The organism is Kitasatospora sp. NPDC090091, assembly GCF_044747365.1.
Taxonomy (GTDB): Bacteria; Actinomycetota; Actinomycetes; order Streptomycetales; family Streptomycetaceae; genus Kitasatospora.
In genome coordinates this window covers 179,574-199,511 of sequence record NZ_JBIVDY010000003.1, presented here as the reverse complement: position 1 = coordinate 199,511, position 19,938 = coordinate 179,574, and the positions used below count along the sequence as shown (strand labels likewise).

Below are 19,938 nucleotides of genomic sequence, written 5' to 3'. Positions count from 1 at the left end.
CGGGCGTCCGGCGAGAGAGGGTTGAACCGTGCTCGTAATCGTCGCCCCTGGACAGGGTGCCCAGACCCCCGGTTTCCTCAGCCCCTGGCTGGAGCTCGACGGCGTCGCCGACCGCCTGCGCGGCTGGTCGGAGGTGGCCGGGCTCGACCTGGTGCATGCCGGCACCGAGGCCTCCGCCGAGGAGATCAAGGACACCGCCGTCGCCCAGCCGCTGCTGGTCGCGGCCGGTCTGGTGACCGCCCGTGCGCTGTTCCCGGACGAGGACCGCGCCCGCGAGCTGGTCGGCGCCGTGGCCGGCCACAGCGTCGGCGAGATCACCGCCGCCGCCGGCGCCGGGGTGCTCTCCGCCCACGATGCGCTGACCTTCGTCCGCGAGCGCAGCCTGGCGATGGCCGAGGCCGCCGCCGCCACCGAGACCGGCATGATCGCCGTCCTCGGCGGCGAGCCGGAGGTCGTCGCGGCCAAGCTGGCCGAACACGGGCTGACCCCGGCGAACAACAACGGCGGCGGCCAGATCGTCGCCGCCGGCACGCTGCCCCAGCTGGACGCCCTGCGGGCCGACCCGCCGGCCGGCGCCCGCCTGATCGCGCTGAAGGTCGCGGGCGCGTTCCACACCGAGCACATGGCGCCCGGCGTCGAGCGCCTGTCCAAGCTGGCCCCGACCCTCACGGTCGCGGACCCGAAGGTCGCCTACGTCTCCAACAAGGACGGCGGCGTCGTCACCTCCGGCACCGAGGTGCTGGACCGCCTGGTGTCGCAGGTCTCCAACCCGGTCCGCTGGGACCTCTGCATGGAGACGCTGGAGCGGCTCGGCGCGACCGCCGTCATCGAGCTCGCCCCCGCGGGCACCCTCACCGGACTGGTCAAGCGCAACCTCAAGGGTGTGGCGACGCTTGCCCTCAAGACCCCCGCCGACCTGGACAAGGCACGCGAGATCGTCGCGGAGCACGGCGGTCAGGAGACCAAGGCATGAGCGCCCCCCAGATCAAGCCGGTCACCGGCGCGCAGTACGCGCGCATCCACGGTGTCGGCGGCTACCGCCCGGTTCGGGTGATTCCCAACGCCGAGGTGCTGAACTGGATCGACTCCTCGGACGAGTGGATCCGCACCCGCAGCGGGATCGCCGAGCGCCGCTGGGCCGGCCCCGAGGAGACCGTCGCCGAGATGTCGGTGCAGGCCGCCGGCAAGGCCATCGCCCAGGCCGGGATCGACCCCTCGCAGATCGGCGGCGTGATCGTCGCGACCGTCTCGCACCTCAAGCAGACCCCCGCGATCGCCACCGAGATCGCCGAGCGGCTGGGCTGCGGCACCGCCCCCGCCTTCGACATCTCGGCCGCCTGCGCCGGCTTCGGCTACGGCCTGGGCCTGGCCGACGGCATGGTCCGCGGCGGCAGCGCCGAGTACGTGCTGGTCATCGGCGTGGAGCGGCTCAGCGACATGACCGACCAGTCGGACCGCTCGACCGCGTTCATCTTCGGCGACGGCGCCGGCGCCGCGATCGTCGGCCCGTCCGACACGCCCGGCATCGGGAAGGTCATCTGGGGCTCCGACGGCTCCCACAAGGACGTCATCTCGCAGACCCAGGCCTGGGACACCGCCTTCGCCAAGGAGGACGCCGTCAACGGCGCCGGCGAGGTGGCCAAGTGGCCGACCCTGCGGATGGAGGGTCAGACGGTCTTCCGCTGGGCGGTCTGGGAGATGGCCAAGGTGGCCCAGCAGGCGCTGGACGCCGCCGGGGTCACCGCCGACCAGCTGGGCGCGTTCATCCCGCACCAGGCCAACATGCGCATCACCGATGCCATGATCAAGGCGCTGAAGCTGCCCGAGACGGTGCCGGTCGCCCGCGACATCACCGAGACCGGCAACACCTCCGCCGCCTCCATCCCGCTGGCGATGGAGCGCATGCTGGAGAGCGGTGAGGCCCGCAGCGGCGACCTCGCCCTGATCATCGGGTTCGGGGCGGGTCTGGTCTACGCGGCGGCAGTCGTTACGCTCCCCTAGGCACTTCCGCCCCACTCATCACAAACCTGCGTCCGTCCGCCGGGCGAGCGCATTCAACACCGAAGAGGAGCAGCCAGTATGGCTACCAAGGACGAGGTCCTGGAAGGTCTCGCTGAGATCGTCAACGAGATCGCCGGCATCCCGACCGAGGACGTCGAGTTCGACAAGTCCTTCACCGACGACCTGGACGTCGACTCGCTGTCCATGGTCGAGGTCGTCGTGGCCGCCGAGGAGCGCTTCGACGTGAAGATCCCGGACGACGAGGTCAAGAACCTGAAGACCGTCGGCGACGCGGTGGACTACATCATCGCCAACGCCTGAGCGTCCGACCCGTTCGACGCCCGTCGTCGGCCGGCTCCCCGAGTCGGCCGACCCGCCGGCCGGACGCCCCACCGGGCGCCCGGCCGGGCCCACCCCCCGGCCCGCCGTCGTTGTCCCGCACGAACGTGAGAGAAGAAGATCCAGTGACCGTTGAAAACCGTACCGTGGTCGTCACGGGTATCGGCGCCTTCACGCCGCTGGGCGGCGACGCCGCCACCACCTGGGAGAACCTGGTCGCCGGGCGCTCCGGGGTGGCTGCCCTGACCGAGGAGTGGGCCGCCGACCTGCCCGTCCGGATCGCCGCGCGCACCGCCGTCGACCCGGCCGAGATCCTCCCCCGCCCGGTCGCCCGCAAGCTGGACCGCTCGGCGCAGTTCGCGCTGATCGCCGCCCGCGAGGCGTGGGCCGACGCCGGCTACGAGACCCCGGCCACCGACGAGTCCTCCAAGCTCGTGCCCGAGCGTCTGGGCGCCGTGATCGCCTCCGGCATCGGCGGCGTCACCACCCTGCTCGACCAGTACGACGTGCTGCGCGAGAAGGGCGCCCGCAAGGTCTCCCCGCACACCGTGCCGATGCTGATGCCCAACTCCCCGGCGGCCAACGTCGGTCTGGAGGTCGGTGCCCGCGCCGGCGTGCACACCCCCGTCTCCGCCTGCGCCTCCGGCGCCGAGGCGATCGGCTACGCGATCGAGATGATCCGCAGCGGCCGCGCCGACGTGGTGGTGGCCGGCGGCACCGAGGCCGCGATCCACCCGCTGCCGATCGCCGCGTTCGCCAACATGATGGCGATGTCCAAGAACAACGACGAGCCCGAGCGCGCCTCGCGCCCGTACGACAAGGGCCGCGACGGCTTCGTGCTCGGCGAGGGCGCCGGCGTGGTCGTGCTGGAGTCGATCGAGCACGCCGAGGCCCGCGGTGCCCGGATCTACTGCGAGGCGGTGGGCCAGGGTCTCTCCTCGGACGCCCACCACATCGCCCAGCCGGAGCCGACCGGCGCCGGCGTGGCCCGCGCGCTGGCCGACCTGTTCGACCGCAACCCGCTGGACAAGGCCGAGATCGTGCACGTCAATGCGCACGCCACCTCGACCCCGCAGGGTGACACGGCCGAGCTGAAGGCGCTGCGCAAGGAGCTCGGCGAGCACCTGGACCACATCGCCGTCTCGGCCACCAAGTCGATGACCGGCCACCTGCTGGGCGGCGCCGGCGGCATCGAGACCGTCGCCACCGTGCTGGCGCTGCACCACCGGGTCGCCCCGCCGACCATCAACGTCGACGAGCTCGACGAGGACGTGGACGCGGACATCGTCCGCGACGAGGCCCGGGCGCTGCCCGAGGGCCGGATCGCCGCGCTGAACAACTCGTTCGGCTTCGGCGGCCACAACGTGGTGCTGGCCTTCCGCACCGTCTGATCCCGTACCCGAAGGGGCCGGCGCTCGTGACGAGCGCCGGCCCCTTCGGGCATGTCGGAGTGCCGGGCTCAGACCACCTGGTGCAGCCAGCGCACCGGGGCGCCCTCGCCCGCGTAGCGGAAGGGCTCCAGCTCGTCGTCCCAGGGCTTGCCGAGCAGCCGGGAGATCTCCGCCTCCAGGTCCGCGCCCTCGCTGCGGGCGCGCAGCAGGACGGCCCGCAACCGGTCCTCGGGGATCAGGATGTCGCCGTGGATCCCCGTGACGGCATGGAAGATGCCGAGCGTGGGCGTGCTGCTGTACCGCTCGCCCTCGGCCGTGGCGCAGGGCTCGCTGGTGACCTCGTACCGCATCAGCTGCCAGCCGCGCAGCGCGGAGGCGAGCTTCGAGGCCGTGCCGGGCTCGCCCTGCCAGGAGAGCTCGGCACGCCAGTGCCCGGGCGAGGCCGGCTGGCGGATCCAGTCCAGGCTCACCCGCACACCGAGCACCCCCGCGACGGCCCACTCGACGTGCGGGCACAGCGCGCGGGGCGCGGAGTGGATGTACAGGACTCCACGTGTCGTCACCGGGACCTCCAGGCTGTGGACGAGGGTCGCCTTCCCCAGCTGCCTCGCGTTCGTGCCTGCAGTTGATCCACAGTTACCCACGTTAGCCGACATTAAGCCACTAAATTGAGCAAAACGGACAGGCTTTCGCTCAATGCTAGTCGAATCCCCAACGAGGTCCACCCCTCGGTCGGATCTCTCCCCCGAACGGCCCCATCGCCGGGCGGGACCACCGTACCGCGCCTCCCCGCACCGCGGCTGACGCACTGTCGGATCCGGCCGGAATGCGGTAGTGCGGCCGGATCCCCTGCGCCCGGTACGCAAACCGCCCCGCCGGCCCGGAGGGGCGGCGGGGCGGTTTGCGCATGATCCGAGCCGCCGTCAGCCGTCGAGGCGGACCACCATCTTGCCGGTGTTGGCGCCGCGCAGCAGATCGAGGAAGGCCTGGGCGGTGTTCTCGAAGCCGTCCACCACGGTCTCCTCGTTGCGCAGCCGGCCCTCGCGCAGCCAGCCGCCCACCTCGGCGACGAACTGCGGCTGCAGGGCGGAGTGGTCGCCCACCAGCATGCCCTCCAGCCGGAGCCGCTTGCCGATGGCCATCGCGAGGTTGCGCGGGGCCGCCGGGGCGGAGGTGTCGTTGTACTGGGCGATCGCGCCGCAGAGCACCGCCCGGCCGTGCACGCCGAGCGCGCCGATCGCGGCCTCCAGGTGCTCGCCGCCGACGTTGTCGAAGTAGAGGTCGATGCCCTCCGGGGCCGCCTTGGCCAACTGCTCGGCGACCGGGCCGTCCTTGTAGTTGAACGCGGCGTCGAAGCCGTACTCGCCGACCAGCTTGCCGACCTTCTCCGCCGAGCCGGCCGAACCGACCACCAGCGCGGCGCCCTTGAGCTTGGCGATCTGGCCGACCATCGACCCGACGGCCCCGGCCGCACCGGAGACGAAGACCTTGTCGCCCTCCTTGAGGCCGCCGACCTCCAGCAGGCCCGCGTACGCGGTCAGGCCGGTCATGCCGAGCACGCCGAGGTAGGCGGAGAGCGGCACGGACGGGTCGACCTTCACCGCGCGCCCGGCCGCCACGGTGGCGTACTCGCGCCAGCCGAGCCCGTGCAGGACGGCGTCGCCCGGCGCGAAGCCCTCGGCCGCCGAGGCCACCACGTAGCCGACCGCACCGCCGTCCATCGGCCGGCCCAGCTGGAACGGCGGGACGTAGGACTTCACGTCGTTCATCCGGCCGCGCATGTACGGGTCGACCGAGAGGTAGGCGTTGCGGACCAGGATCTCGCCCTGCTCCGGGGCCCGGACCGGGGCCTCGGCCAGCGCGAAGTCGGCCGGCACCGGCCAGCCCTGCGGACGGGCGGCGAGGTGCCATTCGCGGGCGGTGACGGGCGCTTCCTGCTCAGCCATCGGGGATGCTCCTTGCGCATGAAAGGTTGACTTACTGAAGTAACGATGGGCATGAAAGGTTCATGTTGTCAACTGTTCAGGTAGACTCGGAGGCATGGACACCCAGCCCGCCCCGACCGTCGCCTCCCAGCCCGACGAGATCACCCGCGAGGTCGTCGACCTGATGGCCAACCTGGTCGGGCTCTTCCACCGCGAGTACGAGGAGGCCGCCGCGGCCCGCTCGCTCACCGGCGCCCAGGCCAAGGTCCTCGCCCTGCTGCGGCGCGGCCCGATGCCGATGCGCCACATCGCCCAGACGCTCAGCTGCGAGCCGTCCAACATCACCGGCATCGTCGACCGGCTGGAGTCGCGCGGCTTCGTCACCCGGGAGGCCGACCAGCAGGACCGCCGGGTCAAGCTGGTCGCCGCGACCGAGACCGGCGCGGCCGCCTCCGAGGAGCTGCGCGAGTCGCTGAACTTCGCCCGGGAGCCGCTGGCCTCGCTCGGTCCGGAGGAGCGGACGGTGCTGCGCGACCTGCTCAGCAGGATGCTCGCGGGCGCCTCCGGCCCCGGAGCGTGAGCGTCCGCGGCCCTCGCGTGAGCAGCATCACAGCCCCCCGGGCCGTTCCGGAGCAATTGACCGGGCCGGGGCTGTAACCGAACACTCCCGCGAAACGTCTAAGGTTCGAGACTTGGCACCGGCCTGCCCTTGGGCCGGTGCGTGTGGAGAACGACACCAGAAGACGGGGGGCCGGGGCAGGATGAGCAGCAGCTCACGACGTCGGCGCATCATACGGATCGCTGTGGGCCTCGCCGCCGTTCTGGTGCTGTCCGTCGCGGGAGCCGGAGCCTGGTTCTACCACCGGCTGGACAGCAACATCACCACCTTCGACGCGGGCGGCGTCGCCACCGAGCGGCCCCCGGCCCCCGTCCCGGTCACCCCGGGCGCCTCGGTCCCGGTCAACGTCCTGGTGCTCGGCTCGGACACCCGGGACGACGGCAACGCCGACCTCGGCGGCGGCGACCTCGGCGTCGGCCACTCCGACACCGCGATCCTCTTGCACGTCTACGCCGACCACAAGCACGCCGTCGGGGTCTCCATACCCCGCGACGCCCTGGTGACCGTCCCGTCCTGCCGACTGCCGGACGGCAGCTGGACGAAGCCCAAGACCGGCCAGATGTTCAACTCGGCCTTCACCATAGGCGAGTTCCCCAAGGGGAACCCGGCCTGCACGCAGAACACCGTCGAGACGCTGACCGGCCTGCGGATCGACCACACCGTCGTGGTGGACTTCAAGGGCGTCGCCGCGATGACCGAGGCGATCAGCGGCGTGGACGTCTGCGTCCCCAACGACGTGAACTCGCACAACATCCAGCTCAAGAAGGGCATGCAGCGACTCTCCGGCCAGCCGGCCGTGGACTACCTGCGGGCCCGCTACGGGTTCGGCGACAACTCCGACATCGGGCGGATGAAGCGCCAGCAGGCCTTCCTCTCCTCGATGATCAGGAAGATCCAGGGCCTCGGTTTCTCACTGCCGACCCTGCTCCCGCTGGCCGACGCGGCCACCCGCTCGCTCACCGTGGACGAGGGCCTCGGCACCGCGATGAAGCTGGTGGACTTCGCCCAGTCGCTGCAGAGCATCAAGCTCTCCGACATCACCTTCGTCACCACCCCGTGGCGCTTCGCCGGGAACCGCGTCGCCCTGGTCCACCCGGACGTGGACACCCTCTGGAAGCTGCTGCGCGAGGACCGCACCCTGGACGGCCAGAGCACCGGCCAGGTCGGCGCCACGGCGTCCGCCTCCCCGTCGGGCACCCCGACCCCCACCGCCTCGCCGACGGCGCTCAGCCCGGAGGAGGCGGCCGTGCCGGTCACCGTGGTCAACGGCGTCGGCACCCCCGGGCTGGCCGGCAGCGCGGCGAAGGCGGTGCGCGGCAAGGGCTTCACCAACGTCGAGCTGGGCGCCGTCAACGGCAGCCGGCTGACCACCGAGATCGCCTACGACCCGGCGCAGAAGGCGGCGGCCGACCAGCTGGCCCCGCTCTTCCCGGGGGCGCGGCTGGTCGAGGAGCCCGGCTCGGACGGGATCACCGTGACGCTCGGCCGCGACTACCGGCCGGTGCCGTCCACCGGGCTCGACTCCCTCGGCGCGGCCGCCGCCGGCCCCACCGCAGGGCCGTCCGAAGCCCTGTCCGAAGCCCCGTCCGAGGCCCCGTCCGGCAGCCCCACCGGCGGCCCGACCGGCAAGCCCTCGGCGACGCCGAGCGGGGTGCCCACCGGCATCGCCGAGAACGCCCGCGGGGCGGACACCGACCCCTGCGCCGACCTGACCTTCGGCTGACGCCCGGGCGGGCCGCTCGCCCCGGTCGGGGGCGACGGCCGGACCGCCCGGTGGCGCGTGGTGGCCGGCCGACGAACCGGGCGGGGAGTCGTGTCCTCCCGGCTCGGAGCGCGGCCGACCGCCCCCGCTACGTTCTAGTTCTCCGGCTCCCAGGCGCGGAGCAGGTCGAGCAGCCCGGCGTCTCCGTCGACGCGCAAGGACTCGGCCCGGATACGGTCGTACAGGTAGAGGATCAACTCACCGGCCGTGCCGTGGACGGAGACGCCGGCTGCGTCCGAGTCCTCGCCGGCCACGGCAGTGGGCGCGGGGATGCGGGCGGAGCGTGCGCCGTCGCCGTCGACCGTGAGACGCCAGGAGCGGCCCTCGGCGGCGTGGAAGTCGAAGGTCGCGGGCTTGTGCGGCCAGGCACTCGTCGACGCGACGCAGGTGAACAGGAACTCCTCGACACCGTCGAGGGTGACCTCGGCCGGCAGCGGCTGCGGGGCGCCCGCGGCGAGCAGGGCGTCGTACGTGTGCACCGCGCTCTCCTGGACCCGGTGCCGGGCGACTCCGCCGGAGGTCCGCGGCGTCTGCAGGGCACTCCACCACGCCCAGCAGCCGGCGTCCGGGCCCGCCTCCCGCAGCACGTCCAGCAGCAGTTGCGTCGACTCCTCCAGCCAGGCCACCAGGGCCTCGCTCTCCCGCGGCAGTTCCAGAGCGGCGCGCGCAGCAACGGCCTCGGCCGGGGGACCGTCGGCCGGCCCCGCGCCGACGATGGCGGCCCAGAAGCGGTCCCCCCCACCCAGGTGCTTCACCAGATCGAACAGCGTCCACTCGGGGCAGGTCGGCACCTGTGCGTCGAGACTGGGCGCGGCGGCGACCGCGGCGCGGAAGGCGGTCGACCGTTCATCGATCAGTCGCAGCAGGTCGGGGAACTCAAGATTCTTTTCCACGCCGGATGTCTATCACCGTGCTCCGTGATCGGACAGCGATTTTGCACAGTCGCCGCCGGTCGGCCAGGTGCGGACGCCGATGCCCCACCGCCCGCCGGAAGCAACGGCATTGACGCTCAGGCAGCCGGGCCCGGGCCCTTCTCCTGGTCCGGCTCCTGCTTCGAGGCCCGGTCCGGGACTCGGTCCGGGTCCGGCAGGCCGGTGACCACGGCGGTCAGCCGGGTGCCCGCCGGAAACGCCCCCGCCTGCGCACCGGCGTACAGGCCGGCGAGCAGCTTGGCGACGTACCGGCGCTCCAGCGCGACACCGTGGCGCCGCTCGAACCCCTCCGCGAAGGCGGCGAGCTCGGCCGGAACCCGGCCGTAGCCGCCGCCGTGGTGCCCGTGGTCGATCCGCCAGTTGCCGAACTCGCGCCCGTAGGCGGCCCGGTGCAGCCCGGCCACCTCGCCCTCCAGATAGCCCTCGCCGCCGCGCAGCACCGCCACGCCGAGCGCCCGCGCACCCGGCGGCAGCCCGGCCGCGATGCCGGCCAGCGTCCCGCCGGTGCCGACCGGGCAGCAGACCACGTCCCGCTCGCCGAGGTCGGGGAGTTCGCCCGGTATCGCCGCCGCACCGAGCGCCGCCAACGCGTTGGAGCCGCCCTCCGGCAGGACCAGGCAGGGCCCCCAGCGCCGCTGCAGCTCCGCCGCCACCGCGGCGTCGGCCTCGCAGCGGGCGGCCGTCTCCCGGTAGGCCGACCGGGAGAGGAAGACCAGCTCCATCCCGGCCGCCTCGGCCGCCCGGAGCGACCAGTTGCGCGGTGCGCCGGCCAGCTCCTCGCCCCGGACCAGCCCGACGCTCTCCAGACCGAGCGCCCCGGCGGCCACCGCGACGGCGCGCAGGTGGGTGGAGTAGGCCCCGCCGAAGGTCAGCAGCCGGGTGTGCCCCTGCTCCAGCGCGGCCGCCAGGTTGGGCCCGAGCTTGCGCCACTTGTTGCCCGGCACGGTCGGGTGCAGCAGGTCGTCCCGCTTGAGCCGCAGCTCCACGCCGGCCCGCTCCAGCACCTCGTCGGTGCAGTCCAGCAGGGGGGTCGGCAGCAGTGCGGGTTCGAGCATCGGGCCAGGATACGGAGCCGCCGCCGGGCGGTCGGTGCGGGGCAGCGGCAGGGCCCGGGCCGGGCTGCGGCGCGGCCGGACCGGTCCGGCGTCAACGCGCCCTCGGCGCGGACCTGTTCGAGTGACATCCGGCCTGTCGGCACGTCCGCCGGGGCCCGCGGTCACTAGAGTTCGTGCAGATGACCGCACCTGGTCAAGCCCGGTCGTCCGGGCGAAGGGTGGGGCGGGTGGGACTCGAACCCACGACCAAGGGATTATGAGTCCCCTGCTCTAACCGGCTGAGCTACCGCCCCGGTTCGCCGCCCGCACCGGCAACCCGGTCCGGCAGCAGCAGACGGCCCCGCGAGGCCGTCCCGGGCAGCATAGCCGGTCGATCACCCGTGGTGCGCGCCGGGGGCGCACATGGGTACGCGCGGACGCACGCCTCCCCGCGCGGCGCAGCCCCGGTGGCGGCCCGGCCCGGCCTCCGGCCAGCCTGGGCGGATGACGGCACGTAAGCCGGCGGTGCTCGGCGCCGCCCTGGCGGTCCTGACGGCCGCGGGCTGCACCACGGCGGCGGGCCCCGGCAGCGCCACCCCGACGGTGAGCTCGCAGCCCGCCTCGGCCGGCTCCGCCGCCGCGGACAGCCACGGCTGGAGCCCCGAACGGCTGCGCGGGGCGCTCGGCCGGCACACCGGCGTCACCCGCACCGCCAAGCCCACCGTGCTCAACGGACTGGTCGGCGCCGTGTTCACCCGCAACGCGGACGGCGACCACTTCTGCACCGCCAGCGTGGTCGACAGCGCCGGGCTCAACCTGATCGTCACCGCCGCGCACTGCGTCTGGGACCCGGAGCTCGGCCTCCGCTCCGACCTGGTCTTCGTCCCCGGCTACCGGGACGGCGAGACCCCGAGCGGCGTCTGGCCCCTGCTGGCCGTGACCGTCGACCAGGCCTGGAAGGACGGCGGCGACCCGGACGTGGACGTCGCCTTCGCGGTCGTACAGGCCCGGAACGGACAGCAGGTGCAGCAGGTGCTCGGCGCCAACCGGCTCGGCATCGACCGCGGCTACCGGCTGCCGGTCAAGGTCACCGGCTACCCCGGCACCAGCGAGGTGCCGATCACCTGCAGCAACACCACCTCCGAGCAGAGCCCCACCCAGCTGCGGATCGACTGCCCCGACTGGACCGGTGGCACCAGCGGCAGCCCCTGGGTGACCGACTTCGACCCGGACACCCGGACCGGGACCGTGGTGGGCGTGATCGGCGGCCACCAGGAGGGCGGCAACACCCCGGACACCTCCTACAGCAGCTACTTCGGCGACCGCGTCCAGGCCCTGTACGACCGCGCCACCGGGTGAACCCGGCGGCCGGGGACCCGGCGGTGGCGTCGCCGGGCCCGGCCTGGTAGATCTTCCTCACGAACGGCGGAACGCTCGACCCGCAGAGCCCGCCCCGGAGGACGAGACGGAGCCCGGATGGCCCCCCGCCCGGTACGGCCCGCACGCACGGCCCAGGCGGCCGTGCTGGCGGCCCTGCTGCTGGCCGCCGGCGCCGCCTGCGGCGGTGGGGAGGAGCAGCCGCCGAGCGCCGCGGTGGCACCGCCGAACCCGGCCGGCGACCGGGTGGGCACCCTCTCGATCCGCGACGCCCAGGGGCCGCGGGCCTGCACGGCCAGCGTGGTGCACAGCCCCCGGCGGAACCTGCTGGTGACCGCCGCGCACTGCGTGCAGAGCCGCCGGATCGGTCTGCTGGACGGCCTGGTGTTCACCCCCGGCTACCGCAACGGTTACTCGCCCTACGGGAGTTGGCCGGTGCAGTCGATCACCGTCGACCCGCGCTGGGCGGCCGAGGACGATCCCGAGTACGACGTGGCGTTCGTCACGGTCCGGGCGATCGGCGGCCGGGAGATCGAGGACGCGGTCGGCGGCAACCCGCTCGCCACCGGGCAGGGCGTCGGTCTGGCCGTCTCGGTGACCGGCTACCCCAACGAGAGCGACGAGCCGATCACCTGTTCGGCCCGGACCAGCTCGCAGAGTCCCACCCAGGAGCGCTTCGACTGCGGCGGCTACACCAACGGCACCAGCGGCAGCCCCTGGGTCACCTCGGCCGGCACGGTGGTCGGCGTGATCGGCGGCTACCAGGAGGGCGGCGAGACCGACGGCACCTCCTACAGCGTCGCCTTCGACGACCGGGTCGCCGAGCTCTACCGCCGGGCCATCGCCTGAGCCGCAGGGCCCGGTCCGGTTCGCGCGGGCCGCCCCGGGCCCGTCCTGCGGAGCAGCCCCGGAGGCGAGGACGTGACGGACGCAACACCGCCGGCGGGCGGGACCGGCGGCCCCGGGACAACACGAAGGCCCCCCGGTCGTCCGAGGGGCCTTCGCTCTGAGCAGTCACCGGGCGCACCCGGTGCAGCTCCCGCATTTGGACTCGAACCAAAAACCTGCCGGTTAACAGCCGGCTGCTCTGCCAATTGAGCTATGCGGGATCGCGGTGGGCAACTGCCGCACCACGGGCAGGAGAAACGGCCCGACGGCCGTCCACCTGAGCTCCCCCAATTGGACTCGAACCAATAACCTGCCGATTAACAGTCGGCTGCTCTGCCAATTGAGCTATGGGGGATCGGGCTTCCGCTTCGGCCCCCGGTTCCCCGGGCTCCTCGGCGCTCGCTGCGGGACATACATTAGCGCACTCGGGGGGGTGGTCCGCCAATCGCTTTCCCCGGCCGCCCCGGGGGCCCGTCCGGCGTGCCCCCCGCGCGCCCGGCTCACCACCCGGGGATGCTGGGGGCACGGACGGTTCGCCGCCCCGATGGACGGGTAGGGCAATGCGGCAATGACCGCCAGGAGAGGGTGGAATCCGATCATGTGGAAGCTGTCGTTGATCGTCGGACTCGCGGCGGGCTACGTCCTGGGCTCGCGGGCCGGACGCCAGCGGTACGAGCAGATCGCCAAGGTCACCCGGCAGGTCGCCCAGAACCCCAAGGTGCAGAGCGCCGCCGACAAGGCCAAGCACCAGGCCGGGGCCGTCGCCGGGAAGGCCGCCGGCGCCGTGGCGGACCGGGTCGGCGACCGGCTGCCGGACCGGGTGACCGACCGGGTGCCGTACTTCAACCGCCCCCGGACGGAGGACGACGGCTGGGGTACCTTCCGTCCGTGACGCGGAGGTGACGGCAGGCCGTACACCGCGCCGGTACGGCGGAACCGTACGGGCAACACTTGCCCGGGTCGCCAGCGTCGGCGCGCCCGCTGAGGCATGATCTCGACATGGCCATCGTCGCGGGGATAGACAGCTCGACCGGTCGCACCCGGATCGTCGCGTGCGACACGGAGACCGGCGCGGTGCTGCGGTCCGGCAAGGCCCCGCACCCCGCGCCGGAGCGGGCGGAGACCCGGGCCGGCGAGGCCGACCCGCAGCTCTGGCTGCACTCGCTCGGCGACGCCGCGGCGGGCGGGCTGCTGGAGGGCGTCCGAGCGATCGGCGTCAGCGCGCAGCAGCACGGCATGATCGGCCTGGACGCCGGCGGCGTGCTGGTGCGGCCCGCGATCCTCTGGAACGACCCGCGCTCCAGCGGCGCCGCCGCCGCGCTGGTGGACGCCCTCGGCGGCCCGGCGGCCTGGACGGCGGCGATCGGCGCCGTGCCCGGCCCCACGTACACCATCGCCAAGCTGCGCTGGCTGGCCGAGTTCGAGCCGGCAAACGCCCGCCGGATCGCCGAGGTGCTGCTGCCGCACGACTGGCTGGTCTGGCAGCTGCTCGGCCACCCCAAGCGGCGCACCACCGACCGCGGCGACGCCTCCGGCACCGGCTACTGGTCGCCGATCACCGGCGAGTACCGCCAGGACCTGATCGAGCTGGCGCTCGGCCACGGTCTCAAGCTCCCCGACGTGCTCGGCCCCGCCGAGCCCGCCGGGCAGACCCCCGAGGGCCTGCTGATCTCCGCCGGCACCGGCGACAACATGGCCGCCGCGCTCGGCCTCGGCCTCGGGCCGGGCGACGCGGCGGTCTCGCTCGGCAGCTCCGGGACGATCTTCGCGGTGCACGAGGAGGCCGTGGTGGACGCCACCGGTCTGGTCTCCTCGTTCGCCGACGCCACCGGCCGCCACCTGCCGATGGTCGCCACCCTGAACGCCGCCCAGGTGCTGCGCTCCACCGCCGCCCTGCTCGGGCAGGACCTGGAGGGCCTGAGCGACCTCGCCCTGCAGTCCAGCCCCGGCGCCTACGGGCTGGTGCTACTGCCCTACCTGGACGGAGAGCGGACGCCGGCGCTGCCGCACGCCGCCGGCACCCTGACCGGGATGCGGGCCGAGTCGATGGCCCCGCAGCACGTCGCCCGGGCCGCCGTCGAGGGCATGCTCTGCAACCTCGCGGACGCGCTGGACGTCCTGCGCGCCCGCGGCGTGCCGGTGAACCGGGTCTTCCTGCTCGGGGCCGCCGGGCGACTGCCGGCCGTCCGGCAGATCGCCCCGCTGGTCTTCGGCGTCCCGGTCGTGGTGCCGCCGCCCGGTGCCCACGCGGCGCGCGGCGCGGCCCGGCAGGCCGCCTGGGCGCTGGCCGGCACCCCGGAGCCGCCGCGCTGGGAGCTGCCGGGGGCGGAGACCGTCACGCCGGACGCCGAGCAGGACCTGCCGGTCGGCTCGGCGGTGCGTCAGCAGTTCCGGGCCGCCCGCGAGCAGATCCACCCGGAGACGGCCGGCTGAGCCGGGCCGGCGGCCGTGGGACGGCGCCGGGCGACGGGTGGGACGGCGTTCGGCGTGCTCGGCCCTGTCCGGCCGGTCCTGCCGGGGTTCGACATGCTCGACGGGTGCGGTCTGTTCGGCGGGCTCGGCGTCTTCGAGCTGTCGCGGTGGCCGCGGGAGCGCGGCGCCCGCCCGTCCCGCTGAAGGGGGACGGTGTGCCGGGTCCGAGGGCCGTCCGGCCCTGACGGCCCGCCACCGTGGAGGGGAAAGAGGTCGCGGCGGGGAGGGCGGCACGAAACGCCCTCCCCGCCGCGCGTCCCTGCGATCCGGGGCAGCCTCCCCCCGCGAGGCTGCCCCGGCCGGTGGGGGATTCGGGACGGCAGGGAGCCAGGTCCACGACGGTCACCGGACGAAGGATCCGGGCTCCGCAGTGGGCCGACGCGAGAACTCTGCACGACTGACCAGTGAATGTTCGAGCGATCACCGGGGTTGTGAGACACTTCCGTCCGTCTCAGAGCGGTGACCTGGGGTTTGAGACGGCTGGTCGGTGAGGTTGGAGACGCGAAGCCGCCCCTGGGCCGGGCCGGTGCACCTCCCGACCCCAGTTCGCTCCCCGCGTCCCCCCGTCTCTCGTGTTGGGAAGACCGCATGGCATCCGCCTGGAAAGAACTGCCGGACGAACTGTCCGAGTCCGCTGCACGCCTGACGGAGCGGCTGCGCGCCGTCAAGGACGCGACCGGACTCTCGCTGTCCGAGCTGGCCACCCGGACCCACTACAGCCGGGCCTCCTGGGAGCGCTGGCTGAACGGCAAACGGGTCATCACCGAGCAGGCGCTGGAGGCGCTGATCGGGACCGTCGAGTGCGACGGTCCCGCGCTGCGGGCGCTCTGGGCGCAGGCCTCGGCGCCGGTGGCCGTCGTCGCGGCCGAGGACGGCGCCGAGCCGGACGCGGTGGAGGCGCCGGCGGCCGCGGAGGCCGTTGCGGCGGAGGAGTCCGCGGACGCCGCCGGGCCCCTCGCAGCAGCCGCCGGGGCCGGGCAGCCCGCTGCCGAGGCGGACCCGGTCGAGGCTCCGTCAGGCGAGGCGGCGTCAGGCGACGAGGCGTCCGCCGGGCAGCCGTCCGTCGAAGAGCCCTCCGCCGAGGAGCCTTCCGCCGAGGCGCCCGGGGCCGGGCCGGTGCCGTCCGCCCGGACGGCCGCGCCGTGGTGGCGGCGGCCGGTCGCGCTCGTGGCCGGCGGCCTGGTGCTGGCGGTCCTCCTGGGCGCGGCCGGATTCCGGTACAGCCGCGACGGCGCCGAGGCGTCGCCCGCCCACGCGCAGCCCGCTCCGACCGCGACGGCCAGTACGGCCCCGCCCGTAAAGCCCGCCTCCCCGGCCGCGCCCGGGCCGAGCTGCCAGGCGATGGGCTGCGCGCACAAGGACCCCAAGACCACCGGCTGCGGGGCCGACGCCCGCACGCTGCAGACCGGCAACATCGGCAAGGTGGTCATCTACCTCCGCTACAGCCAGAAGTGCCAGGCCGCCTGGGCCGCCATCACCGAGGGCCAGCCGGGCGACAGCGCGACCGTCACCACAAGTGCCGGCGAGGTTGAGACCGCGCTGATCCACTGGGGCTACGACAACTACTCGATGATGGTGAACGCCGGCGACCCGGCCACCACCTTCCGGGTCTGCGGGCACCAGTCGGCCGGGGACGACTGCACGGCGAGCGTCTCGCACCTCGCCCAGCTGGTCGCCTCCACCCCGATCCCGATCGGCCCGGCCTCCCCGCCCGCGATTTCCCCATCCCCCGGCGCCGCAAGCCCCTCGACCCCGGCGGCCACGGCAACGGCGGCGGCGGCGACGGCAACGGCGACCACCCCGGCCGGGCCCCCCGAGTCGGCGGCGCCCTAGCGGCGCCGGTCCAGCGGCGCCGGTCTAGTCGAGATAGCCGCGGAGCTGTTCGGCGAAGGCGTGGTCGCGGAGTTTCACCAGGGTCTTGGACTCGATCTGGCGGATCCGTTCCCTGGTCACCCCGAACAGCATGCCGATCTCCTCCAGGGTGCGCGGGCGCCCGTCGTCCAGGCCGTAGCGGAGCTGGACGACCTGGCGCTCGCGCTCGCCGAGGGTGGCCAGGACGGCCTCCAGGTGCTGACGCAGCAGCAGGAAGGCGGCCGACTCGGCGGGTGAGGCGGCGTCGGCGTCCTCGATCAGGTCGCCGAGCGCCACGTCGTCCTCCTCGCCGACCGGGGTGTGCAGCGAGATCGGCTCCTGGGCGAGCCGCAGCAGCTCTCGCACCCGCTCCTCGGTCAGTTCCAGGGCAGCGCCGATGTCGGCCGCGGTCGGTTCCAGGCCGCGTTCCTGGAGCAGTGCGCGCTGGACCCGGATCACCCGGTTGATCAGCTCGACCACGTGCACCGGCACCCGGATCGTCCGGGCCTGGTCGGCCAGTGCCCGGCTCATCGCCTGCCGGATCCACCAGGTCGCGTAAGTGGAGAACTTGTAGCCGCGCGCGTAGTCGAACTTCTCCACCGCCCGGATCAGCCCGAGGTTGCCCTCCTGGATGAGATCGAGGAGGGTCAGCCCGCGGCCGACGTAGCGCTTGGCGACCGAGACCACCAGGCGCAGGTTGGCCTCGATCAGCCGCCGCTTGGCGATCCGGCCGATCACCACCAGGCTGTCCAGCTCACCGGCCAACGGGTCGGACGGCGCGGGTTCGCGGTGCAGCCGCTCCTCGGCGAACAGGCCGGCCTCGATCCGGCGGGCCAGCTCCACCTCCTCGACGGCGGTCAGCAGCCGGATCCGGCCGATCTCGCGCAGGTACTGGCGGAGCAGGTCGGCGGCCGGGCCGCTCGCGCCGGCGGCCGCGGGGCCGGGGTCGGCGTCCGCGTCGGCGCCGGCGTCTGCGTCTGCGTCTGCGTCGGGCTCGGAGTCAGCGGCTTCGGCTGCGGCCTCGGCGTCGGCTTCGGCCTCCTGGTCGGGCCCGGGTCTGGACTCGCCGGACTCCTCGTCACCGTCGCGGGCCTCGGGGCGGCCCTGGGAAGGCACCCGGGCCCCGTCCGGGGTCGGAGCCCCGGCCCGGCCGTGGTCGTCGTGGGGGGCGAGCTGGTCGGTGGTCGGGCGGGCGGTCGTCGCAGAGCCTTGGTCCACGGGCATCCCCTCGGGGCGGGCGCGACTCTGGCGGACCCGCGCTGTACGGAGCTGGGACGCCCTCCAGTGTGCGGCACGCCACACTCCGTGGCCGAGACTCGTGCGCGGACTTTCTCCCCCGGCGCAGGATCGCCGCGCGGCCCTACAACCCTGCCGCACCCTGGCTGCGCAGTCGCTCCTTGTACTGCTGCAGCTGCCAGAGCTCGTTGCTCACGGCGTGCCACTCCTCACTCGCGCCCCGGGCGTGGAGCTGGTTGAGGTACGCGCGGCCCTCCGCGATCCGCTGGTCGACCGCCTGGAGGCGCAGCTTCACCAGGAACTCCCCCGCGTAGACCGCGTCCGCCTTGCGGCGCGAGCGCACCGGCTCGACGGTCAGCTCGGTGACCAGCGAGCGGACCTGGTCGTCGGGCGCGGCCTCGCGCACGGCGCTGGTGAAGTCGGCCAGCCCGGCCCCGTACGCGGCACCGCCGGCCTGGGCGATGGCGCGGCGCACGGCGGTGTACGGCGGGGTCGGGAACTCGTCCTCGCCGTAGTGGTCGAAGGCCGGCGCGACCAGGTCCGGGTGCTGGAGGGCGAGCTTGAGCAGCTCGCGCTCGACGAACTGGGCCGGGTCGCGCGGGTTGAGCACGAAGGCCGGACGGGCGGGCCGGACCGGCTGGGCCGGGTCCGGGCGGCGCTGCTGGCCGTTGGCGCGCGGGTTCTGCTGGCGCTCGCGCTCCCAGCGGGCGAGCTGGGAGATCCGGCGCACCACGAACTGCTCGTCCAGGATGCCGAGCATCCCGGCGAGCCGGACGGCGTACTCGTGCTGGATCGAGCGGTCCTTGATCCGGGCGACGATCGGCGCGGCCTCCTCCAGCGCCGCGGACCGGCCCTCCGGGTTCTCCACCCGGTGCCGGGCGACGGCCGAGCGCAGCGCGAACTCGAACAGCGGCACCGGGTTGTCGATCAGCTCGCGGACTGCGTCGTCGCCCTTGGCCAGCCGCAGGTCGCACGGGTCCATGCCGCCGGGGCTGACCGCGATGGACGTCCGGGCGGCGAACTTCTGGTCGTCCTGGAAGGCGCGCAGGGCGGCCTTCTGGCCGGCCGCGTCGCCGTCGAAGGTGAAGACGGTCTCGCCCCGGTAGCTGGCGTTGTCCATCATCAGCCGGCGGATGATCTTGATGTGGTCCTCGGCGAAGGCGGTACCGCAGGTGGCCACCGCCGAGGTGACGCCCGCCAGGTGGCAGGCCATCACGTCGGTGTAGCCCTCCACCACCACGGCCCGGCCGGACTTGGCGATCTCCTTCTTCGCCAGGTCGATGCCGTACAGCACGTGGGACTTCTTGTAGATCGGCGTCTCGGGGGTGTTCAGGTACTTCGGGCCGTTGTCGTCCTCGCGCAGGCGGCGGGCCCCGAAGCCGACCACCTCGCCCGCGATGTCGCGGATCGGCCAGACCAGCCGGCCCCGGAAGCGGTCGATCAGGCCGCCGCGCTGGCCCTGCGAGGCCAGGCCCCCGAGCAGGATCTCCTTGTCGCTGAAGCCCTTGCCGCGCAGGTAGCGGACCAGGTGCTCCCAGCCGGCCGGGGCGTAGCCGACGCCGAAGGTCCGGGCGGCCTCCTCGTCGAAGCCGCGCTCGGCCAGGAAGCGGCGGCCGATCTCCGCCTCCGCCGAGGCGAGCTGCTCCTGGTAGAAGGCGGCGGCCACCTTGTGCGCCTCGACCAGCCGGGTCCGCTCGCCCTGCTGGTGGCGGGGGCTGTAGCCGCCCTCCTCGTAGCGGAGCGTGATGTTGGCCTGGGCGGCCATCCGCTCGACGGCCTCGGCGAAGGTGAAGTGCTCGATCTTCATCAGGAAGGCGATGGTGTCGCCGTTCTCCTGGCAGCCGAAGCAGTGGAAGACGCCCTTGGCGGGGTTCACGTAGAAGGAGGCGGACTTCTCGTCGTGGAAGGGGCAGACGCCCTTGTACTCGCCACCGCCACCGTTGGTCAGCTGTACGTAGTCGCCGACCACCACGTCGATCGGCAGTGCGCTGCGCACCGCCTGTACGTCTTCGTCCCTGATCCGCCCGGCCACCCCGGAAGTCTACTGGGGCGGCCGGGCTTTCCCGGGGGCTTTCCCGGGGGCCGGCGGGGGCGGCGTGACCGGCGCCTCA

The 19,938-nt window shown here is 73.8% G+C and carries 18 protein-coding genes and 3 tRNA genes; 12 read left to right on the top strand and 9 right to left on the bottom strand.

Annotation, left to right across the window (positions count from 1 at the left end):
• Window positions 1-28 precede the first annotated feature (28 nt).
• The 4 genes from ACIPSC_RS06595 (at window position 29) to fabF (ending at window position 3,731) form a co-directional block, all read left to right on the top strand.
• Window positions 29-973: an ACP S-malonyltransferase gene (locus ACIPSC_RS06595; RefSeq protein WP_400823657.1), complete on the top strand. Its 945-nt coding sequence runs from the start codon at window positions 29-31 to the stop codon at window positions 971-973.
• A complete protein-coding gene (locus ACIPSC_RS06590; protein WP_400823655.1) occupies window positions 970-2,001 on the top strand; it encodes a beta-ketoacyl-ACP synthase III in 1,032 nt (343 codons plus the stop codon). The genes ACIPSC_RS06595 and ACIPSC_RS06590 overlap by 4 nt, the downstream gene beginning before the upstream one ends.
• A 78-nt stretch (window positions 2,002-2,079) precedes the next feature.
• A complete protein-coding gene (locus tag ACIPSC_RS06585) occupies window positions 2,080-2,322 on the top strand; it encodes an acyl carrier protein (RefSeq protein ID WP_238740950.1) in 243 nt (80 codons plus the stop codon).
• A 143-nt stretch (window positions 2,323-2,465) separates the two neighbouring features.
• Window positions 2,466-3,731, top strand: coding sequence for a beta-ketoacyl-ACP synthase II (fabF, locus tag ACIPSC_RS06580; RefSeq protein WP_400823652.1), 1,266 nt, complete (start codon window positions 2,466-2,468; stop codon window positions 3,729-3,731).
• Window positions 3,732-3,799: 68 nt separating this feature from the next.
• Here fabF and ACIPSC_RS06575 read toward each other — a convergent pair whose 3' ends face one another.
• Both ACIPSC_RS06575 and ACIPSC_RS06570 read right to left on the bottom strand, forming a co-directional pair.
• Window positions 3,800-4,294: a DUF3145 domain-containing protein gene (locus tag ACIPSC_RS06575; protein WP_400823650.1), complete on the bottom strand. Its 495-nt coding sequence runs from the start codon at window positions 4,292-4,294 to the stop codon at window positions 3,800-3,802.
• A gap of 360 nt (window positions 4,295-4,654) precedes the next feature.
• The gene (locus tag ACIPSC_RS06570; RefSeq protein WP_400823648.1) at window positions 4,655-5,677 is read right to left on the bottom strand and encodes an NADP-dependent oxidoreductase; all 1,023 of its coding nucleotides are present in this window, start codon (window positions 5,675-5,677) and stop codon (window positions 4,655-4,657) included.
• A 94-nt stretch (window positions 5,678-5,771) separates the two neighbouring features.
• On the opposite strand from ACIPSC_RS06570, the gene ACIPSC_RS06565 reads away from it, so the two are divergent.
• Both ACIPSC_RS06565 and ACIPSC_RS06560 read left to right on the top strand, forming a co-directional pair.
• A complete protein-coding gene (locus ACIPSC_RS06565) occupies window positions 5,772-6,236 on the top strand; it encodes a MarR family winged helix-turn-helix transcriptional regulator (protein ID WP_400823645.1) in 465 nt (154 codons plus the stop codon).
• 223 nt (window positions 6,237-6,459) lie between these two features.
• Window positions 6,460-7,998 (top strand): LCP family protein, encoded by a 1,539-nt coding sequence (locus ACIPSC_RS06560; RefSeq protein WP_400823643.1) that lies wholly within the window; start codon window positions 6,460-6,462, stop codon window positions 7,996-7,998.
• 134 nt (window positions 7,999-8,132) lie between these two features.
• Here ACIPSC_RS06560 and ACIPSC_RS06555 read toward each other — a convergent pair whose 3' ends face one another.
• The 3 genes from ACIPSC_RS06555 to ACIPSC_RS06545 all read right to left on the bottom strand — a co-directional run bounded on the left by ACIPSC_RS06555 (window position 8,133) and on the right by ACIPSC_RS06545 (window position 10,317).
• Window positions 8,133-8,930: a maleylpyruvate isomerase family mycothiol-dependent enzyme gene (locus tag ACIPSC_RS06555; protein ID WP_400823641.1), complete on the bottom strand. Its 798-nt coding sequence runs from the start codon at window positions 8,928-8,930 to the stop codon at window positions 8,133-8,135.
• A gap of 116 nt (window positions 8,931-9,046) precedes the next feature.
• Window positions 9,047-10,024 (bottom strand): 1-aminocyclopropane-1-carboxylate deaminase/D-cysteine desulfhydrase, encoded by a 978-nt coding sequence (locus ACIPSC_RS06550; RefSeq protein ID WP_400823639.1) that lies wholly within the window; start codon window positions 10,022-10,024, stop codon window positions 9,047-9,049.
• Between the two features lie 219 nt (window positions 10,025-10,243).
• Window positions 10,244-10,317, bottom strand: a tRNA-Ile gene (locus ACIPSC_RS06545).
• Window positions 10,318-10,507: 190 nt separating this feature from the next.
• Here ACIPSC_RS06545 and ACIPSC_RS06540 point away from each other — a divergent pair.
• Both ACIPSC_RS06540 and ACIPSC_RS06535 read left to right on the top strand, forming a co-directional pair.
• Entirely contained in the window at window positions 10,508-11,362 is an 855-nt protein-coding gene (locus ACIPSC_RS06540; protein WP_400823637.1) for a trypsin-like serine peptidase, read from the top strand.
• Window positions 11,363-11,479: 117 nt separating this feature from the next.
• Window positions 11,480-12,229: a trypsin-like serine peptidase gene (locus tag ACIPSC_RS06535; RefSeq protein ID WP_400823635.1), complete on the top strand. Its 750-nt coding sequence runs from the start codon at window positions 11,480-11,482 to the stop codon at window positions 12,227-12,229.
• 187 nt (window positions 12,230-12,416) lie between these two features.
• On the opposite strand, the gene ACIPSC_RS06530 is transcribed toward ACIPSC_RS06535, so the two are convergent.
• Window positions 12,417-12,489, bottom strand: a tRNA-Asn gene (locus tag ACIPSC_RS06530).
• 61 nt (window positions 12,490-12,550) lie between these two features.
• Window positions 12,551-12,623 (bottom strand) — tRNA-Asn (locus ACIPSC_RS06525).
• A 243-nt stretch (window positions 12,624-12,866) separates the two neighbouring features.
• Here ACIPSC_RS06525 and ACIPSC_RS06520 point away from each other — a divergent pair.
• The 4 genes from ACIPSC_RS06520 to ACIPSC_RS06505 all read left to right on the top strand — a co-directional run bounded on the left by ACIPSC_RS06520 (window position 12,867) and on the right by ACIPSC_RS06505 (window position 16,573).
• Window positions 12,867-13,160: a hypothetical protein gene (locus ACIPSC_RS06520; protein WP_400823633.1), complete on the top strand. Its 294-nt coding sequence runs from the start codon at window positions 12,867-12,869 to the stop codon at window positions 13,158-13,160.
• A 107-nt stretch (window positions 13,161-13,267) separates the two neighbouring features.
• Window positions 13,268-14,701 carry an FGGY family carbohydrate kinase gene (locus ACIPSC_RS06515; RefSeq protein ID WP_400823631.1) on the top strand — a complete coding sequence of 478 codons (1,434 nt, stop codon included), beginning with the start codon at window positions 13,268-13,270 and terminating at the stop codon, window positions 14,699-14,701.
• Between the two features lie 54 nt (window positions 14,702-14,755).
• Window positions 14,756-14,884: a hypothetical protein gene (locus ACIPSC_RS06510; RefSeq protein ID WP_400823629.1), complete on the top strand. Its 129-nt coding sequence runs from the start codon at window positions 14,756-14,758 to the stop codon at window positions 14,882-14,884.
• Window positions 14,885-15,328: 444 nt separating this feature from the next.
• Window positions 15,329-16,573: a DUF2690 domain-containing protein gene (locus ACIPSC_RS06505; RefSeq protein WP_400823627.1), complete on the top strand. Its 1,245-nt coding sequence runs from the start codon at window positions 15,329-15,331 to the stop codon at window positions 16,571-16,573.
• Window positions 16,574-16,597: 24 nt separating this feature from the next.
• Here the strand turns inward: ACIPSC_RS06505 and ACIPSC_RS06500 are convergent, their stop codons facing one another.
• Together ACIPSC_RS06500 and dnaG are read right to left on the bottom strand one after the other, a co-directional pair.
• Window positions 16,598-17,815 (bottom strand): RNA polymerase sigma factor, encoded by a 1,218-nt coding sequence (locus ACIPSC_RS06500; protein WP_400823625.1) that lies wholly within the window; start codon window positions 17,813-17,815, stop codon window positions 16,598-16,600.
• A gap of 136 nt (window positions 17,816-17,951) precedes the next feature.
• Window positions 17,952-19,859 carry a DNA primase gene (gene dnaG, locus ACIPSC_RS06495; RefSeq protein ID WP_400823623.1) on the bottom strand — a complete coding sequence of 636 codons (1,908 nt, stop codon included), beginning with the start codon at window positions 19,857-19,859 and terminating at the stop codon, window positions 17,952-17,954.
• Window positions 19,860-19,938 lie beyond the last annotated feature (79 nt).